Here is a 16,177-nt window from a genome sequence, read left to right on the forward strand (position 1 = left end):
AACCGGATCGTCGGATGCCCACTGAAAAAGGTTGAGGGGCCGGTTCGGGCGGCCATACCCGAACCGGCCAATCAAATGGCGCTTAGTTCAGCGCAGTCCTAGGAAGTCCGCCACCGATCCCGTGCCGATAATCAGGTCCTGCAGCTCAATGAGCAGCTCATGTTCGGGCGAATTGGTCATGTCCAAATCTAGGCCGAACCCAGAGTGCTCACAAGCTAAGCGGCCGAAGCCCGGCGGTTCGGTTCTAAAAGATTTCTGTTAGAATCATGAATAATAACAATATTTTGTAAGTACTGAGTAGCCGGGGAGTTCCCATCAAAAACCCATATCGTCCCGGAGCGGCCAACACGCCCCTTTTTCTTGCGGGACGTGAAAGTCAGGAACGAATCCTGCGGGCAATACTCAGGGGAGCCCCCGAGATCCCGGCCAACTATCGCATTACCGGGCTCCGGGGCGTGGGGAAGACAGTGTTGCTCAAGCATTTCGAAGAAGTGACGAAGGGGGAGCTTAACTGGGCCGTCGGCAGGCTCCAGTTAGAGCCTCGACACAATCGTGAAGACGCCATCGTCGGGGTGCTCCATGACCTTCTCTTGGACGTTCAGGCCCAAGTATCACGGACTGAAAGTCTTCGCCAGAAGACGGAGGCCGTCATTAGTGGTGCGCGATCGCTGGCGACCATGACATTTGAAGATGTCACCGTCTCTTTGGGCGGCTCAGCCAACTCCAAGGAATCCAACCTTGCATCAGACCTTCTGGAAACGGCTCGCATCGCGGTGAAGTCCGGGAGGGCCGGCCTTGTCCTGATGCTCGACGAGGCGCAGGTACTCGTGGACGACAAGGATCGGGACGGGCAGCATCCGCTGTCGCTGCTCATCGCCGCGGTCAACACACTCCAGGAGCAGCAGGTGCCTGTTGCCCTCGTGCTTTGTGGACTGCCGACTTTGATCGCGAACCTGCTCAAGGCTCGAACGTATAGCGAGCGGATGTTCCGCGGGGAAGAGGTAGGGCGCCTGACGCGGGACCAGACGCGTGAAGCGTTCCTTCGTCCGCTGGATGGCACCGGCAAAGAGGCCAGCGAAGACCTTCTGAGTGCCGTGATGGACGACGTGGAAGGGTATCCGTACTTCGTGCAGCTGTGGGGTGCGGAGCTCTGGGATGATGCGGTCGACACATCATCGAACGTCCTGACCCTTGACCTGCTGAAAGGTCTCCGCGAGGCGATCTTCAAACGCCTGGACCACGATTTCTACTCTCCCCGGCTCGACTCCTTAACCCCTGCCGAGCAGGACCTCCTCCTGCTCACCGGCGACTGCGACTATCCGCCGCTGCGGACGGCTGACATACACAACGTCACTTCCCGCAAACAAGGCAACGTCAACGTCCTGATGGGCAGGCTGGCGGACCAGGGAGTGGTCTATCGGCTGCAAAAGGGCCTCTACGAATACACGGCCCCCAAGTTTCACGAGTACCTGATTCGGCGCAAGTCCCGTTCGATCTGGACATAACGACACTCCGCACAGTGCGCCTTTTAACCTACCCGGCCACATGCGGGGCCGCCACTTTGATGATCTCCAGAGCGTCCGGGTCCAGCAGCTTCCGCGTGCCGGTCCTCGCGTCCAGGATCCAGATCAGTTCCAGTGAACGTACGACGTCGGTCACCCGGCCTTTGTGGAAGAGCTTGCCGTTGTGCCACGCCTCGATGTGGTCGCCGAGTTGGATTCGTTCCGTCTGCACCTTGTCAGTGATCATGCTGTGCCCCCTGCTGGTTGTCCCCGTAAGCCCAGCATGCCCCGGCCAGGTTGCCGCAGTGTTTCTGCCGGGTAAAAGCCCGGGTTTCGACAAGCTCAACCACCGGATGGTGGAATGCCTTCATGACCAATGACGAGATTCGGCCTGTCTACTTCCTTTCGGACAGCACCGGCATCACCGCGGAAACGCTCGGCAACACCTTGTTGACGCAGTTCCCCGCGAACAACTTTGACCGCATTACGATCCCGTTCATTACCACCGCCGAACAGGCCAGAACCGTGGTGGGCACCATCGACAAACTGGTCGCCACCGGCCCGCGGCCCATCGTCTTTTCCACAGCCGTCAGCAGCGACATCAGACAGGCCATTGCAACGTGCCAAGGGATAATAGTGGATCTCATCGGGACGCATGTGGGACAGCTGGAGGAAGCCCTCGGCTCCCCGGCCAGCGCTGAACCCGGCAGGGCCCACGGCCTCGGCAACGCGGAGCGGTATCAATCCCGGATGGCCGCCGTCGAGTACGCCATGGAACACGACGACGGCCAGAGCCTGCGGGCGCTGGAAAAGGCGCAGGTCATCCTGGTGGCACCGTCCCGCTGCGGAAAAACGCCCACCACCATGTACCTGGCGCTGCAGCACGGCATCTTCGCCGCGAACTTCCCGCTGGTGGACGAGGATTTTCAACGGGAAGGGCTGCCCAAGCCGCTGCGGCCTTTTGTTGAGAAGTGTTTCGGACTGTCCTCCAACCCCCTGCGGCTGAGCCAGATCCGCACTGAGCGGCGCCGCGGCTCACCCTACGCGTCGCTACGGCAGTGCGGCTTCGAGCTGCGCAGTGCCGAGCAGTTGTACGTCTCCCACCGGATCCCGTACTTGAATTCGGCGACGGTGTCCGTGGAGGAAATGGCGGCCACCATCCTGCAGCGGATGAACCTCAAACATTAGGGAAAAATTTCACAAGCCCCGTGTGGCGCACATCATGTTGGAAAGAACGCTCCGGACCTGTCACTGTAGACAGGATCCGCGCCCACCAACCGGCCACAGCCGCGAGCGGGCGGCGCCCCGGCATGCCATCATCCCTGCAAAGGAGCAGCAATTATGACAACAGACATCCTGTGGTTCTCAGAACTCGGACTCAAGGACCTGGACCGGGTAGGGGGCAAGAACGCCTCCCTCGGTGAGATGGTGCAGAACCTCACCTCCGCCGGCGTCCAGGTCCCTGACGGCTTTGCCACGACGGCGGACGCCTACCGCAGCTTCCTGGCTGATTCGGGCCTGGACCAGAAGATCGCGGACCGGCTTGTGGGACTGGACACCGATGACGTGACGGCCCTGGCAGCTGCGGGCAAGGAGATCCGGGCGCTGATGCGCGAGACGCCCTTCCTGCAGGACTTCGAGGCGCAGATCCGGAACGCCTACCAGCAGCTGGTGGACAAGCACGCGGGCTCCGAGGACCTCTCCTGGGCCGTCCGTTCCAGCGCCACGGCGGAAGACCTCCCGGATGCCTCCTTCGCCGGGCAGCAGGAAACCTTCCTGAACGTCCGCGGCATCGAGAACATCCTGATCGCCATCAAGGACGTGTTCGCGTCCCTCTACAACGACCGGGCCATCGCCTACCGCGTGCACCACAAGTTTGAACACGCCGAGGTGGCACTCTCGGCGGGCATCCAGCGGATGGTGCGCTCCGACGTCGGGGCCTCCGGCGTGATGTTCACCATGGACACCGAGTCCGGGTTCCAGGACGCCGTGTTCGTCACGTCCTCCTACGGCCTGGGCGAGGCCGTGGTCCAGGGCGCCGTGAACCCTGATGAGTTCTACGTCTACAAGCCCGCGCTGCAGGCCGGGCGGCCCGCCATCCTCAAGCGCGGACTGGGCGAGAAGGCCCTCCAGATGACCTACACCAACAGCCAGGAGATCGGCCGGACCATCGACTTCGTGCCGGTCGAGGCCTCCTTGCGGAGCCGCTTCAGCCTCAGCGACGCCGACGTCGAGCAGCTCGCCCGGCACGCCGTCGCCATCGAGAACCACTACGGCCGTCCCATGGACATCGAATGGGGCAAGGACGGGACCGACGGCGGCCTGTACATCCTGCAGGCACGCCCGGAGACGGTGCAGTCCCGCCGGGCCGCCGGCAGCCTCAGCCGTTTCCGCCTCAACGCGACCGGCCGGGTCCTGGCCGAGGGCCGCGCGATCGGCCAGCGCATCGGTGCCGGCAGCGTCCGCATCCTCACATCGATCGACCAGATGGCCGCCTTCAAGACCGGCGATGTCCTCGTCGCGGACATGACCGACCCGGACTGGGAACCGATCATGAAGCGCGCCTCGGCCATCGTCACCAACCGCGGCGGACGCACCTGCCACGCGGCCATCATCGCCCGCGAACTGGGGATCCCCGCCGTCGTCGGCACCGGAAGTGCGACGGATTCCCTTACCGACGGCCTCGAGGTGACCGTCTCCTGCGCCGACGGCGAGACCGGCACCATCTACGAAGGCCTCCTGGACTTCAGCGTCGAGGAAACCGCCATCACCGAGCTTCCGGAGGCCCCGGTCAAGGTCATGATGAACGTCGGAACCCCGGAGCAGGCGTTCACTTTCGCCCAGCTACCGAACCACGGCGTGGGCCTGGCCCGGCTGGAATTCATCATCAACCGCCAGATCGGCATCCACCCCAAGGCGCTCCTGAACCTGGACAGCCAGCCGGCGGACGTGGCCGCGGAAATCCGGGAACGGATTGCCGCGTACAGCAGCCCGCGCGACTACTACATCAAGCGCCTGGCCGAAGGGGTGTCCACCATCGCGGCGGCTTTCGCGCCGGAGCCGGTGATTGTGCGCATGTCCGACTTCAAGTCCAACGAGTACGCCAACCTCATCGGCGGACCGGCCTACGAGCCGCACGAAGAGAACCCGATGCTCGGCTTCCGCGGCGCCTCCCGGTACCTGGAGCCGTCCTTCCGGGACTGCTTCGACCTCGAGTGCGAGGCCCTGTCCTTCGTCCGCAACGAGATGGGGCTGACCAACGTCAAGCTGATGATCCCGTTCGTGCGGACCCTGGACGAGGCCCGCGGCGTGATCGAGCTGCTGGCGGAGAACGGCCTGGTCCGTGGCGAGAACGGCCTCGAGGTGATCATGATGTGTGAGATCCCCTCCAACGCGCTGCTCGCCGACGAATTCCTGGACTACTTCGACGGCTTCTCCATCGGCTCCAACGACATGACCCAGCTGGCCCTGGGCCTGGACCGGGATTCCGCGATTGTCTCGGGCGGCTTCGACGAACGCGATCCTGCCGTCAAGAAGCTCCTGAGCATGGCCATCAAGGCCTGCAAGGCGCGCGGCAAGTATGTCGGCATCTGCGGCCAGGGTCCCAGCGACCACGCCGACTTCGCCGAGTGGCTGGTCGGGGAGGGCATCGATTCCGTCTCCCTGAACCCCGACACCGTGGTGGACACCTGGCTCCGGCTCGCCGGCACCCCGGTGATTGAGCCTGTCGAAATCCGGTAACTAGCGCGAACTGAACGGACGACGCCGGCACCCGGGTTGGGTGCCGACGTCGTCCGTTCCCGGTGGTCGAGGATGTACTCCTCGACACGGAAGCGGCTTGTCGCTGCGCATATTCCGTGGCGCTATCTGAATATCACCGGCGCCAGGAAATATGCGGGTCACGGTCGGGTTTGCGCGTCGAAAACCGCAGAACGCGTACGACGGCGGGGTGCGCCGGCCGCTGCCATTTTGCGTTCCAGCTTCCCGGGTTCCATCAGATCGGCCGAGTCCCACCTCACCACGTTGAACCCCGTGGCCTGGATTCTGTTCTCGCGCTTCGTTTCCTCCGCCACTGACTGCGACGCGGTCCGGCCCTGGAGGAACTCCGGTTTGATGTATCCCGGCCTTCGAGAACCACAGACCGAAGCGGCGGGAGGGGGAGGGGAGAAAATCATGGTCCTCCGCGTTCCTGCGGTCGGCCTGCAAAACGTTGTGGTTGACGTACTGCACGGACAGTTCGGTGTGTGCGCGGCCGAGTCCCAGCGCCTCGAGCTCAAGCATGACATGGGTTCCGGTCGCGTCCTGGGTGCGGGAAAGCTGTCTTGGCTCTGATTTGTCCGTAGTTCCGCCGGACGTGAATCTTAGTCCGAGCGGTTGTGGCCGCCGGTTTCATCGCGGTGCGCCTGCTGTGGGGTGTCCGCGTCCAGGGACTCATGCGAGGCCGGTCCGCCTATGCCGTAGAAGTCGCTTTCTGGTGGCGCGTAGGCCTTCGGGTGGTCGCGTTTCGGGGTGCCGGATGCCGCCCCGTCCTTGGGCCGTGTGGTGTCGTGCGCGGGTGCGCCGGTGATTTCTTCCTTCGTTTTCTTCCCCGCCTGGCTTGCCTGTTCCTGAACTTCAGGTGTGTTCCTGGCGGTGTCGGAGACTTTGTCCCTGTGTGTCGGGCCCTCCCGGAAACCGCGGACTTTTAGTTTGAGTTTCTCGTAGCTGTCCCTGCCTGCCCGGGTGCCAAGGACATAGCCGACTGCTATACCTGATACGAATACGAGCTTATTTTTCATTTCGGTGCTCCTGCTTCTTTTCGGTGACAGAGCGTATTTAGGTTTCGGTACTTCGTTCGCGGCCCCGTAAGTGCCGATGGTCGTGCCCCGGCACCGCGCGAGGCGGTCAGGAGAGGGCCGGGTCACCTGCCGGGAGAATAGCTGCGGTGTTCCGGGGGGTGCGGATGACCTGGCCGGCGAAGGCAAAACCGCCGCCGAATCCGAAGAGCAGGGCGGGGCTGTCCGGGGGGACTTCCCCGGTGCGGACGAGTTTGGCCAGTGCGATCGGGATGCTGGCTGATGAGGTGTTTCCGGAGTGGATCACGTCGCGGGCGGTGATTGCCCGGGGGATACCCAGCTGGTCGGCGAGGGGTTCGATGATGCGCAGATTCGCCTGGTGCGGAATGAACGCGGCGAGGTCCTCGGGGCGGATTCCCGCCAGTTCGCAGGTCCGGCGTGCCAGTTGCGCTGCCTGTGTGATTGCCCAGCGGTAGACGGTGAGGCCCTCCTGTTCCAGGTGCAGGGAAGGCTCTTCGATTCTGACTGCCTGTGCGAGGGCCGGTACTGAGCCCCAGTGGACGGGCCCGACCCCGGGTTCGTCGGTGGCAGTCAGGAGTGCCGCGCCGGCACCGTCTCCGACCAGGACGCAGGTGCTCCGGTCGGCCCAGTCGGTGAAGTCGCTGAGTTTTTCCGCTCCGATGACTAGGGCTGTGGTCGCGGACCCGGCCCTGATTGCCTGATCGGCGATGGCCATCGCATGGGTGAAGCCGGAACAGGCGGCGTTGACGTCGAAAACGGCTGGCGAGGCGGCGCCGATGCTGGCCGAGACCCGGCCTGCGGTGCTGGGGGAGCGGTCCTTGGCCGTGACGGTGGCAACGATGATCAGGTCCAGGTCCCGGGCGTCCATCCCGGCGTTCTGAAGGGCGTCCTGTCCGGCTCGGATGGCCATGTCGGCTACGGATTCGGTGTCGGCAATGTGGCGCGATTCGATGCCGACTCTGCTGCGGATCCATTCGTCACTGGTGTCCACCATCAGGCTCAGCTCACTGTTGGTGAGGATCCTGGCCGGTTGGTAGGATCCGACGCCGACGACACGGGATCCGCGGACGAGAGCATCCGGCAGGCTGCGGGGCGGGGACGGGTTCATGGGGGGCTCCTGGTCTGGGTGCGGTATGGCATGACGGGGCCCGTCAGCGCGGGGTGGGTGGGGACGTGTTCGGCGCCGGCATGCCCCCCGGGGAGGGGGGAATTGAGGTGATCGATGCGGGCCGTGAGCCGGATGAGTTCTTGGTGTATTGGTGGCCAGGCCGCCCCCGCGCACGGGTGGCGTCCCGGGCCGGTGGACCGGACCGGGCTTCGTTGTCGGTCCCTGCGACGGGACGGGGCTTACAGGTCGCGTACCGCATCGCGGTTTCCCGGGGTTGGGGCGATCCTGGGCCGGCGGAGCGTGTCGAAGAGTTCAGGCAAGTCCATGTTGGCAGCCGCCGCGACCTCTTCCGGGGGTATCTGGGCCGCCATGGCCGTGCACAGGGCATGCACGAGGGCTTCATGGGCCTGGTCGATCTGCACCTGGAGCATTTCCAGTTCGGCGGACGCGGCCCAGATGCTGGTCAGGTACCGGTCCATGATGGTCCTGCTTTCCGTGAGGGGCGGACTGTAAGGAGCGCGGCGAGGTCAGTCATTGGGATCCGGGGAGCGGACATCACCTTCTCCGATCTCGGCGGCTCCGAGGGCAGCGGCCGCCGGGCCGTGCGTGGTGTCATGGCTCCGTTGTGCCAATTCAGGGTGGTGGAGGTCCAGGGCGGGACGCTCTGAACGGATCCGGGGCAGGGACGTGAAGTTGTGGCGCGGCGGCGGGCAGGACGTGGCCCATTCGAGCGAGGCCCCGAACCCCCACGGATCATCCACTTCGACCTTCTGCGCATTGCGGGCGGTGATGAAGATGTTCCAGAAGAACGGAACCAGGGAAGCGCCGAGGAGGAAGGAGGAGACGGTGGAGAACTGGTTCATCCAGGCGAAGTTGTCCTCGGGCAGGTAGTCGGCGTAGCGGCGGGGCATGCCTTCGACGCCGAGCCAGTGCTGGATGAGGAAGGTGCCGTGGAAGCCCAGGAACAGGAGCCAGAAGTGGATTTTGCCCAGGCGTTCGTTGAGCATCTTGCCGGTCCATTTCGGCCACCAGAAGTAGAACCCGGCGAACATCGCGAACACCACGGTGCCGAAGACGGTGTAGTGGAAGTGGGCGACCACGAAGTAGGTGTCGGAGACGTGGAAGTTCAGCGGCGGGGAGGAAAGGATGATCCCAGTCAGGCCGCCGAAGAGGAACGTGACGATGAAACCCAGGCTCCAGAGCATCGGAGTTTCGAAGGTCAGGGACCCGCCCCACATGGTGCCGATCCAGTTGAAGAACTTCACGCCGGTGGGCACGGCGATGAGCATCGTCATGAACGCGAAGAACGGCAGCAGCACGGAGCCGGTGACGTACATGTGGTGTGCCCACACGGTCACGGATAATGCGGCGATGGAGATGGTTGCGTAGACAATGCCCTTGTAGCCGAAGATCGGTTTGCGGCTGAAGACCGGGAAGATCTCCGAGACGATGCCGAAGAACGGCAGGGCAATGATGTACACCTCGGGGTGGCCGAAGAACCAGAACAGGTGCTGCCACAGGACCGGGCCACCGTTTTCGGGGTCGAAGATGTGGGCGCCGAATTTCCGGTCAGCGCCGAGGGCGAAGAGGGCCGCGGCGAGCGGCGGGAACGCCATAAGGATCAGGATGGCCGTGACCAGGGTGTTCCACGTGAAGATCGACATCCGCCACATGGTCAGGCCCGGGGCGCGCATGCAGATGATGGTGGTGATGAAGTTCACCGCGCCCAGGATGGTGCCGAAACCGGACAGGGCCAGGCCGAAGACCCACAGGTCCCCGCCGACCCCCGGGGTGAAGGTGGTGTTGGAGAGCGGCGCGTACGCGAACCAACCGAACGACGCGGCTCCCTGGGGGGTGATGAACCCGGAGACAGCGATGAGGGAGCCGAAGAGGAAGAACCAGAACGCCAGGGCATTAAGCCGAGGGAAAGCAACGTCCGGGGCGCCGATCTGCAGGGGCATCATGACGTTCGCGAACCCGGCGAAGAGCGGGGTGGCGAACATCAGCAGCATGATGGTTCCGTGCATGGTGAACAGCTGGTTGTACTGTTCCTTGGTTTGCAGGATCTGCATGCCTGGCTCGAACAGCTCGGCCCGGATGAGCAGCGCCATGACCCCGCCGAGGCAGAAGAACGTGAACGATGCGATCAGGTACATGTACCCGATAATTTTGTGGTCGGTGGTGGTAATCCAGCTGACCACGATGCGTCCCTTGGACCGGGGGACCACGGCGGCGGGGGCAGCGGCGAGGGTTGTGCTAGCGGTCATGACGGGACCTTATGATCGGTGTTCCTGGTGGACAAGGGTGTGTTGAAGGCCGGTACATCCGGGGCCCGGGCAGGTTTGCGGGCCAGGAGGACGCAGTCCAAGGCGGGGCGCCGGTCCCCGGGAACGGGCCGGGAGTGGGTCTCGGCTGATTCGACTTCCAGGCCGGACCGCCGAGCCCACGCGGCGACTTCGGTGCTGCCATGCAGCATGGATTGGTCCCGCGGGCCTGTGGTGCCTTCGCGCGGGTCTTCCGGATCATGGCCGATGAAGAGGAAGATTCCCCCGGGGGCGAGGGCCAGGGCGGCGCGGGCGATGACCCGTTCGAGGTCCGGTCCGGGCAGGTCCAGGAAGGCGGCCAGGACCAGGTCCAGGCTCGCCGGGTCCTGAGTGTGCACCGTTACTTCGGCGACTGTCCAGGTGACCAGGCCGGTGACTCCTTCGGCGAAGGCACGCTCCCGCCCGAGGGCCAGGGCTTCTGCGGAAAAGTCCAGGGCCTGGACGTGCCAGCCGCGCCCGGCCAGCCAGACCGCGTGCCGGCCGTCCCCGGACCCGAGGTCCAGTGCCCGCCCGGGCGTGAGCCCGTTCAGTGCTGAGCGCACAGTCGAGCTGGCGGGGGACCAGCCATAGGCGGCGCTGGCGTACCACCGGTCCCAGGCTTGCGCGTCCGCGGGGTACCCGGTTCCGCCGGGTCTGGAGTGCTTCCACGCCGGCAGCGGCATGCCGTCCACGCTCATCGCCGGCTCCTGCCAGGGTACGGCGCGCCAGCTCCCGCAGGACCGCCGGATGAGGCATTGCGGCGTTGGAACGCGGCGATCCCGGCGGGGATGCCGACGGTCGGGCCGGTCAGTACCACCGCGGCCAGCCAGGCCGGGTTCGTGGGCCCTGCGAGAAGTGCCGGGAGGTCGAACAGCAGAAGGGCCGCGAGTCCGAAACCCAGGAGGTAGTGCGGCACGTGATCCCGTTGCGGCCTGGATTCCGCGGTGGCTGTCGGTGGCAATGGATGCTCCTGAACATTCATCGGACCGTGGTGTTTCCGGGAGTAGTTCCCGCAGCCCGGCCACGGACGGGGTCCTGGCCTGCGTCGGGTGCCTTGTCCTGTGGGGGATGTTCGGTGGCACGGGTGGCCCTGGCCCGGGCGACGTGGCTGCGGGCGTGTTCCACAGCCGGGGGCAGATCTTCGAACAGGTGTTTGTGGTGGCGCAGGGACTCCAGCACACCTACCCGGGTGACCAGGGCCAGGTGGCGTTCCTGGATGCCTTTGATCAGCACGGTAATTCCGCGGCGTTCGAGGGCGTTGACGATGTCGGTGATGACCCTTGCCCCGGTCGCGTCCAGGACCTGGAGCTGGGACATGCGGATAATGACCACGTCGACGTTGCGGATCGCGCTGACCCGGTCCAGGACGCGTTCGGCGGCGGCGAAGAACAGGGCCCCGTCGAGCCGGAACACGGCAATGTGTTCGTCCCCGTCCTGGACCGGTCCCGGGATTTCTTCGCGGTGCACGCCGCTGGAGTTGACCAGGGTGCGCAGGGCGAAGAAGGACGCGACGGCGATGCCGATCGCAACGGCCTGGATCAGGTCGAAGGACACAGTGATCAGGGCGGTGATGAAGAAAACGACCGTGTCTGCCCTGGTGGAGCCGATCACGCTGCGCAGCGTGGCGAGGGACACCATGCGCGTAGCGGTGACCATCAGGACACCGGCGAGGGCCGCGAGCGGGATCCGGGAGACCGGGCCGGTGGCCAAGTAGACCACGGCCAGCAGGACCAGGGCGTGGATGATCGCGGCAAGCCTGGTCCTGCCGCCGGAGCGGATGTTTACCGCGGTGCGGGCGATGGCACCGGTGGCAGGCATGCCGCCGAAGAACCCGGAGCAGACCGAAGCCAGTCCCTGGCCGAGGAGTTCGCGGTCCGCGTCATAAGGGCCGGTGTCAGAGATCGAGGCGGCGACCCGTGCGGAGAGCAGCGACTCGATCGCGGCCAGCGCCGCGATCGTGGCCGCCGGGGCGGCCAGCGCAGCAACTGCGCCCCAGTCCAGGGCGGGGATCACCGGGGCGGGCAGGGTGTCCGGCAGGGCACCTATCCGGGCCACAGGAAGGTCCAGGACCTGGGCGGCGATGCTGGCGACGATGATGGCAATGAGCGACCCGGGGATCTGCGGGTGGATCCGGGGGGCCGCGATCATGATCAGCGCGACCACGGCCACCAGGGCCACGGGGGCCAGGAGAGCGGCGGGGGACGCTGTGGTGAGTCCCTGGACGGCAGAAACGGCGGCGTTGCTGCTCGGTCCGGCTTTAACGCCGAAGGCCGCCGGGACCTGTTGGAGGAAGATGATCATCGCGATCCCCAGGGTGAATCCTTCGATCACCGGCCACGGCAGGAGGGTAACGACCCGGCCCAGTTTGAGTACCCCGGCAACGATGACGATCACCCCGGCCAGGACCGAGACCGCGGCCAGCGCACCGATGCCCTGGGTGGCAATGACCGGGCCCAGGACGACGACCATCGCCCCGGTCGGCCCGGAAACCTGGATGTTCGAGCCGCCAAAAACAGCCGCGATCACCCCCGCGATCACCGCAGTGATCAGTCCGCTGGCCGCACCGGCGCCGGAGCTGACACCAAAGGCCAGCGCCAGTGGCAGCGCGACGATACCGACCGTGATGCCCGCGACCAGGTCCCCTTTCCAACTGCGGGGCAGTTCACCATAATCCCGCCAGGTCGGCAACAGCGCACGGGCCGTGTCCAGAGCGCTCATCAGACGCTGCCTGCAGGGGCAGCCGCAGGAGAGCTTGCCGCCGAATATTCGAGCTGGTCACGGGTGTTGCGGAGCATGTCGTTCAGCAGCAGCTTGGCCACCGCGAGGAGGTCCGCGACCTGGGGGTACGCCAGGGAATAGAACATCTGCAGGGCCCGGCGTTCAGCCGTCACCAGGTGGTAGCGGCGCAGCACGGACAGGTGCTGGGACAGATGCGAGGCCTCCAGCCCGGTCGCGGCGAGCATGTCGGTCACCGACACTTCCGGTGCCGCGGACAACATCTCCAGCACCCTGATCCGCACCGGATGCGCCAGACCTTTGAACAGGTTGGCCTTTACCTCATATAAGGGCGCCCGGAAATCCGAAAAATCGTCCATGCCTGCCTCCCGGCTTCACAGCAAAACCTTGCTTGACTATTTTATCCTTCTATCATCCAATATAACAGGGGGTAAGGCAGTTGCCCCCGCCGGGCCCGCTGGCGCGGGCCCGGACACAGCCCATATGGGTGGGCACCGTCACGGACGTTGGCCGGCCGGAATGAGATCCCTCACCATGCCCATGGCAGTAAAGCCCCAGCCGGCCCCCACGGCCCGCCGCGCGTCAAAGCCCCATCGCCGGGCCGGGGCGGGTGCGGCATGAGGGACCCGCTGACGACGTCGGGGGTCGAGCGGCCAGCGCCCGTTCCTGCCCCCACGCCTCCGGCTCCGATCATCACCGGGGTCTCGGTGGACACCTCCGGACCGGACGTGCGCGTGGAATTTGAACTGAACAGGCCCCCAGCCGGGGGAAGCTACCTGGTAGGGCTCCGTGCCGGCGACGCGGACCGGAGCACGATCAGGCACCTCACAGTCAGCCTCCGGGACGGCCGCGTCACAGGCCAGTCCACCTACGATTTCGGGACCGTCACCCGCACGGTGCACCCTCGAGGCGGCGCGACCTGCGCGGGTGCGTCCGTCACGGCGCTCTTCCCGCGGGCATCCCTGACCGGGCTGGGGGAAGATCGCGATATCACCGCGTACAGCTCCCTCAACGGACAGGAACTCCAAACAGGGATTCCCCTCACCCGGATGGCGACCGGAGGCCTCAGGCTATGAGCGGACAGCCCGCGGATTTTTCCCGGCACGGCCCAGGTACCGGCACCGCCCGGGACTACGCAATCTTCTTCACCCGGGAACTGGCCGGCGGCGTTGCTGCCGTCGAAAAACAACTCGATGCCCATCTGGGGCAGTGCAGCAGCCTCCGTCAATGGGCAGCGGCCCGCGGCGCAACGCTCGCTGACGCCGCGCAGGGGATCGAAGTACTCGGAGGACTCCTCACCGGGCCGGAGAGGATCGAGCTGGCGCCGTGGCGCCTGAAGGTAGAAGCCGGACTCTTCATCGGAACCGTCCTGGTCCGGAACTCCCCGCGGTGCGGTGGCTCCTGCTGCCCAACGGCCACCCCGTCGTCCACCTTGCGGAAAACAAAGACCTGGACGTCATCGCCCTCGCCCGCGCCCGCCTGGAAATCGGGGCCCCGGACCTGAGGGCCGTCCTGCCCTACGCCGAAAGCCTGACGCCGGGACCTTAGCACCTGCCGGCGCACCGCCCAATCCCTGCCGTTGCCCGGCCGAAGGGCCGCCTCACGGGGACGTCCGAGCATCACGATCTCAGGGGCAGGGCAGGGCAGGGCAGGGCAGCGCAGGTCCGCGACTACCTGTTATATTAGATGATGTATCCATCAAACAGTAAACCTGCGGCCAGTTTTCTTTACCGCGATGCCGGCGGGCACTGCCTGTCCCGGGCCGCTTGGCCGCGGCTTCACGAACCATTCCCCATGAGCTTTCTAAGACCGCCCCGCCCGCCGTCAGTGCGGGGGAAGGAAGAGAACCGTGCACAACACCACATACTCCAGCCTCCTGGACACCGCCCCCATTGCCTCCCCCCGACTTCTGGACTGGGTCGGCGAAGTAGCCGCCCTGACCGGACCGGACCGCATCCACTGGGTCGACGGATCAGAGGCCGAATACCGTGCGCTCACCGACGGGCTCGTCGCCGCCGGTACGCTGACGCGCCTGGCCGAGGACAAGTTCCCCAACTCCTTTGCCGCCTTCTCCGACCCCAAGGACGTCGCCCGGGTCGAAGAGCGGACGTTCATCTGCTCCGAAGACGAACGGGACGCAGGTTTCACCAATAACTGGATGGAACCCGCGCAGATGAAGGAAAAACTGCATAAGCTCTTTGCCGGTGCAATGCGCGGGCGCACCATGTACGTGATTCCGTTCGTGATGGGCCACCTCGACGCGGAGGACCCCAAATTCGGGGTTGAGATCACTGACAGCGCCTACGTCGTGGCGTCAATGCGGATCATGGCGCACACCGGTGCGGGCGTGCTGGCCAGAATGGTCGAGCTGGACGCGGATTTCGTCCCGGCGCTGCACTCGGTCGGCGCACCGCTGGAGCCAGGCCAGCAGGATGTCAGCTGGCCCTGTAACGAAGAGAAATGGATCGTTCACTTCCCCGAAGAGAAGTCCATCTGGTCATACGGCTCCGGCTACGGAGGCAACGCGCTGTTGGGTAAGAAGTGTTACTCACTGCGCATCGCCTCCGCGATGTCCCGGCAGGAGGGCTGGCTCGCGGAACACATGCTCATCCTCAAACTCACCAGCCCGGCACAGAAGGTCTACTACATCTCCGCCGCCTTCCCCTCGGCCTGCGGTAAAACCAACCTCGCCCTGCTCAACCCCACCGTGGAGGACTGGACGGTGGAAACCCTCGGGGATGACATCGCCTGGATACGTCCGGGCAAGGACGGGGAACTGCGCGCCACCAACCCGGAAGCGGGTCTCTTCGGCGTCGCACCGGGCACCGGCTGGCACACCAACCCCAACGCGATGGACGCCATCGCCAAGGGCAACACCATCTTCACCAACGTCGCCCTCACCGATGACGGCGGCGTCTGGTGGGAAGGCATGACCCGGGAGACCCCGGAGCACCTGACCGACTGGACCGGACAGGACTGGACCCCCGCCTCCGGCCGGCCCGCAGCGCACCCCAACTCACGGTTCTGCACCCCCATCAGCCAGGTCAGTATCCTGGCCGAGGAATACTACCAACCCGAGGGCGTGCCGCTCGCCGCCATCTTCTTCGGTGGCCGCCGGAAGACAACCATCCCGCTGGTCACCGAGTCCAGAGATTGGGCGGGCGGTGTCTTCATGGGATCAACGCTGTCTTCCGAGACGACAGCGGCAGCCGCCGGTCAGGTCGGGGTCGTCCGCCGCGATCCGATGGCCATGCTGCCCTTCATCGGCTACAACGCCGGGGACTACCTCAACCACTGGCTGGTGACCGGCCGGAGCGCCGATCCCGCAAAACTGCCCCGGATCTTCCTGGTCAACTGGTTCCGCCGCGGCGCCGACGGAAGTTTCCTCTGGCCCGGATTCGGAGACAACTCCCGCGTCCTCAAATGGGCCATCGAACGGCTCGAAGGGACAGCGGCTGCCATCGAAACCCCCATCGGCTTCGTCCCCGCACCGGAGTCCCTCGACATCGAAGGCCTTAACGTCACCCCCGGACACCTCAGTGCCGCATTGGCGGTCGATTCACACGAATGGGCCCAGGAAATCGACAGCATCGATCAGTGGTACGCCCGGTTCGGTGACTCGCTGCCCGCCCAGTTGCCGGCCGAGCTGCAACATCTCAAGAACCGCTTCGCTGCCCGCCGGGGGACGCCGCGCATCAGCTCCCGATAGGTGCCAGACGTGGTGCCCGGCGT

Annotated in this window: 16 protein-coding genes; 7 read left to right on the forward strand and 9 right to left on the reverse strand. The window is 65.3% G+C overall.

What is annotated here, in order from left to right; all coding sequences use genetic code 11:
• The first annotated feature begins 314 nt into the window (after window positions 1-314).
• The gene (locus tag NG698_RS18605; RefSeq protein WP_308293054.1) at window positions 315-1,505 is read left to right on the forward strand and encodes a DUF8462 domain-containing protein; all 1,191 of its coding nucleotides are present in this window, start codon (window positions 315-317) and stop codon (window positions 1,503-1,505) included.
• Window positions 1,506-1,533: 28 nt separating this feature from the next.
• On the opposite strand, the gene NG698_RS18610 is transcribed toward NG698_RS18605, so the two are convergent.
• The gene (locus NG698_RS18610; protein ID WP_252598633.1) at window positions 1,534-1,749 is read right to left on the reverse strand and encodes a hypothetical protein; all 216 of its coding nucleotides are present in this window, start codon (window positions 1,747-1,749) and stop codon (window positions 1,534-1,536) included.
• A gap of 122 nt (window positions 1,750-1,871) precedes the next feature.
• Here NG698_RS18610 and NG698_RS18615 point away from each other — a divergent pair, with 122 nt between their 5' ends.
• The 3 genes from NG698_RS18615 to NG698_RS21820 all read left to right on the forward strand — a co-directional run bounded on the left by NG698_RS18615 (window position 1,872) and on the right by NG698_RS21820 (window position 5,834).
• Entirely contained in the window at window positions 1,872-2,690 is an 819-nt protein-coding gene (locus NG698_RS18615) for a pyruvate, water dikinase regulatory protein (RefSeq protein WP_252611519.1), read from the forward strand.
• A gap of 153 nt (window positions 2,691-2,843) precedes the next feature.
• Window positions 2,844-5,243: a phosphoenolpyruvate synthase gene (gene ppsA, locus NG698_RS18620; protein WP_252611521.1), complete on the forward strand. Its 2,400-nt coding sequence runs from the start codon at window positions 2,844-2,846 to the stop codon at window positions 5,241-5,243.
• A gap of 432 nt (window positions 5,244-5,675) precedes the next feature.
• Window positions 5,676-5,834, forward strand: a complete 159-nt coding sequence (locus tag NG698_RS21820; RefSeq protein WP_252611523.1) for a hypothetical protein — start codon at window positions 5,676-5,678, stop codon at window positions 5,832-5,834.
• Between the two features lie 29 nt (window positions 5,835-5,863).
• Here the strand turns inward: NG698_RS21820 and NG698_RS18630 are convergent, their stop codons facing one another.
• The 8 genes from NG698_RS18630 to NG698_RS18665 all read right to left on the reverse strand — a co-directional run bounded on the left by NG698_RS18630 (window position 5,864) and on the right by NG698_RS18665 (window position 12,804).
• Window positions 5,864-6,280, reverse strand: a complete 417-nt coding sequence (locus NG698_RS18630) for a hypothetical protein (RefSeq protein WP_252611525.1) — start codon at window positions 6,278-6,280, stop codon at window positions 5,864-5,866.
• Between the two features lie 106 nt (window positions 6,281-6,386).
• Window positions 6,387-7,406, reverse strand: coding sequence for a beta-ketoacyl-ACP synthase III (locus NG698_RS18635; protein ID WP_252611527.1), 1,020 nt, complete (start codon window positions 7,404-7,406; stop codon window positions 6,387-6,389).
• Window positions 7,407-7,645: 239 nt separating this feature from the next.
• Window positions 7,646-7,885, reverse strand: coding sequence for a hypothetical protein (locus NG698_RS18640; protein WP_252598628.1), 240 nt, complete (start codon window positions 7,883-7,885; stop codon window positions 7,646-7,648).
• A gap of 48 nt (window positions 7,886-7,933) precedes the next feature.
• The gene (gene ctaD, locus NG698_RS18645; protein ID WP_252598627.1) at window positions 7,934-9,673 is read right to left on the reverse strand and encodes an aa3-type cytochrome oxidase subunit I; all 1,740 of its coding nucleotides are present in this window, start codon (window positions 9,671-9,673) and stop codon (window positions 7,934-7,936) included.
• Window positions 9,670-10,407 (reverse strand): class I SAM-dependent methyltransferase, encoded by a 738-nt coding sequence (locus NG698_RS18650; protein WP_252611529.1) that lies wholly within the window; start codon window positions 10,405-10,407, stop codon window positions 9,670-9,672. The genes ctaD and NG698_RS18650 overlap by 4 nt, the downstream gene beginning before the upstream one ends.
• Window positions 10,404-10,670 (reverse strand): hypothetical protein, encoded by a 267-nt coding sequence (locus tag NG698_RS18655; protein ID WP_252611531.1) that lies wholly within the window; start codon window positions 10,668-10,670, stop codon window positions 10,404-10,406. The genes NG698_RS18650 and NG698_RS18655 overlap by 4 nt, the downstream gene beginning before the upstream one ends.
• 17 nt (window positions 10,671-10,687) lie before the next feature.
• Window positions 10,688-12,427: a SulP family inorganic anion transporter gene (locus NG698_RS18660; protein ID WP_252611533.1), complete on the reverse strand. Its 1,740-nt coding sequence runs from the start codon at window positions 12,425-12,427 to the stop codon at window positions 10,688-10,690.
• A complete protein-coding gene (locus NG698_RS18665; protein ID WP_252598623.1) occupies window positions 12,427-12,804 on the reverse strand; it encodes an ArsR/SmtB family transcription factor in 378 nt (125 codons plus the stop codon). Before NG698_RS18665 ends, NG698_RS18660 begins: the two co-directional genes overlap by 1 nt.
• Window positions 12,805-13,062: 258 nt before the next feature.
• On the opposite strand from NG698_RS18665, the gene NG698_RS18670 reads away from it, so the two are divergent.
• From NG698_RS18670 to NG698_RS18680, 3 genes are all read left to right on the forward strand, one after another.
• Window positions 13,063-13,521, forward strand: a complete 459-nt coding sequence (locus tag NG698_RS18670) for a hypothetical protein (protein ID WP_252611535.1) — start codon at window positions 13,063-13,065, stop codon at window positions 13,519-13,521.
• Window positions 13,518-13,949: a DUF6278 family protein gene (locus tag NG698_RS18675; protein WP_252611537.1), complete on the forward strand. Its 432-nt coding sequence runs from the start codon at window positions 13,518-13,520 to the stop codon at window positions 13,947-13,949. Before NG698_RS18670 ends, NG698_RS18675 begins: the two co-directional genes overlap by 4 nt.
• 345 nt (window positions 13,950-14,294) lie before the next feature.
• A complete protein-coding gene (locus tag NG698_RS18680) occupies window positions 14,295-16,154 on the forward strand; it encodes a phosphoenolpyruvate carboxykinase (GTP) (protein ID WP_252611539.1) in 1,860 nt (619 codons plus the stop codon).
• Window positions 16,155-16,177: the final 23 nt, after the last annotated feature.

It is taken from the genome of Pseudarthrobacter raffinosi, from assembly GCF_023913735.1.
Taxonomy (GTDB): domain Bacteria; phylum Actinomycetota; class Actinomycetes; order Actinomycetales; family Micrococcaceae; genus Arthrobacter; species Arthrobacter raffinosi.

What these genes read in the sequence shown, in the direction of transcription:
- NG698_RS18610 (WP_252598633.1), bottom strand. Translation starts at nt 1,749, where the DNA reads ATGATCACTGACAAGGTGCAGACGGAACGAATCCAACTCGGCGACCAC.
- NG698_RS18615 (WP_252611519.1), top strand. Translation starts at nt 1,872, where the DNA reads ATGACCAATGACGAGATTCGGCCTGTCTACTTCCTTTCGGACAGCACC.
- ppsA (WP_252611521.1), top strand. Translation starts at nt 2,844, where the DNA reads ATGACAACAGACATCCTGTGGTTCTCAGAACTCGGACTCAAGGACCTG.
- NG698_RS21820 (WP_252611523.1), top strand. Translation starts at nt 5,676, where the DNA reads ATGGTCCTCCGCGTTCCTGCGGTCGGCCTGCAAAACGTTGTGGTTGAC.
- NG698_RS18630 (WP_252611525.1), bottom strand. Translation starts at nt 6,280, where the DNA reads ATGAAAAATAAGCTCGTATTCGTATCAGGTATAGCAGTCGGCTATGTC.
- NG698_RS18635 (WP_252611527.1), bottom strand. Translation starts at nt 7,406, where the DNA reads ATGAACCCGTCCCCGCCCCGCAGCCTGCCGGATGCTCTCGTCCGCGGA.
- NG698_RS18640 (WP_252598628.1), bottom strand. Translation starts at nt 7,885, where the DNA reads ATGGACCGGTACCTGACCAGCATCTGGGCCGCGTCCGCCGAACTGGAA.
- ctaD (WP_252598627.1), bottom strand. Translation starts at nt 9,673, where the DNA reads ATGACCGCTAGCACAACCCTCGCCGCTGCCCCCGCCGCCGTGGTCCCC.
- NG698_RS18650 (WP_252611529.1), bottom strand. Translation starts at nt 10,407, where the DNA reads ATGAGCGTGGACGGCATGCCGCTGCCGGCGTGGAAGCACTCCAGACCC.
- NG698_RS18660 (WP_252611533.1), bottom strand. Translation starts at nt 12,427, where the DNA reads ATGAGCGCTCTGGACACGGCCCGTGCGCTGTTGCCGACCTGGCGGGAT.
- NG698_RS18665 (WP_252598623.1), bottom strand. Translation starts at nt 12,804, where the DNA reads ATGGACGATTTTTCGGATTTCCGGGCGCCCTTATATGAGGTAAAGGCC.
- NG698_RS18670 (WP_252611535.1), top strand. Translation starts at nt 13,063, where the DNA reads ATGAGGGACCCGCTGACGACGTCGGGGGTCGAGCGGCCAGCGCCCGTT.
- NG698_RS18675 (WP_252611537.1), top strand. Translation starts at nt 13,518, where the DNA reads ATGAGCGGACAGCCCGCGGATTTTTCCCGGCACGGCCCAGGTACCGGC.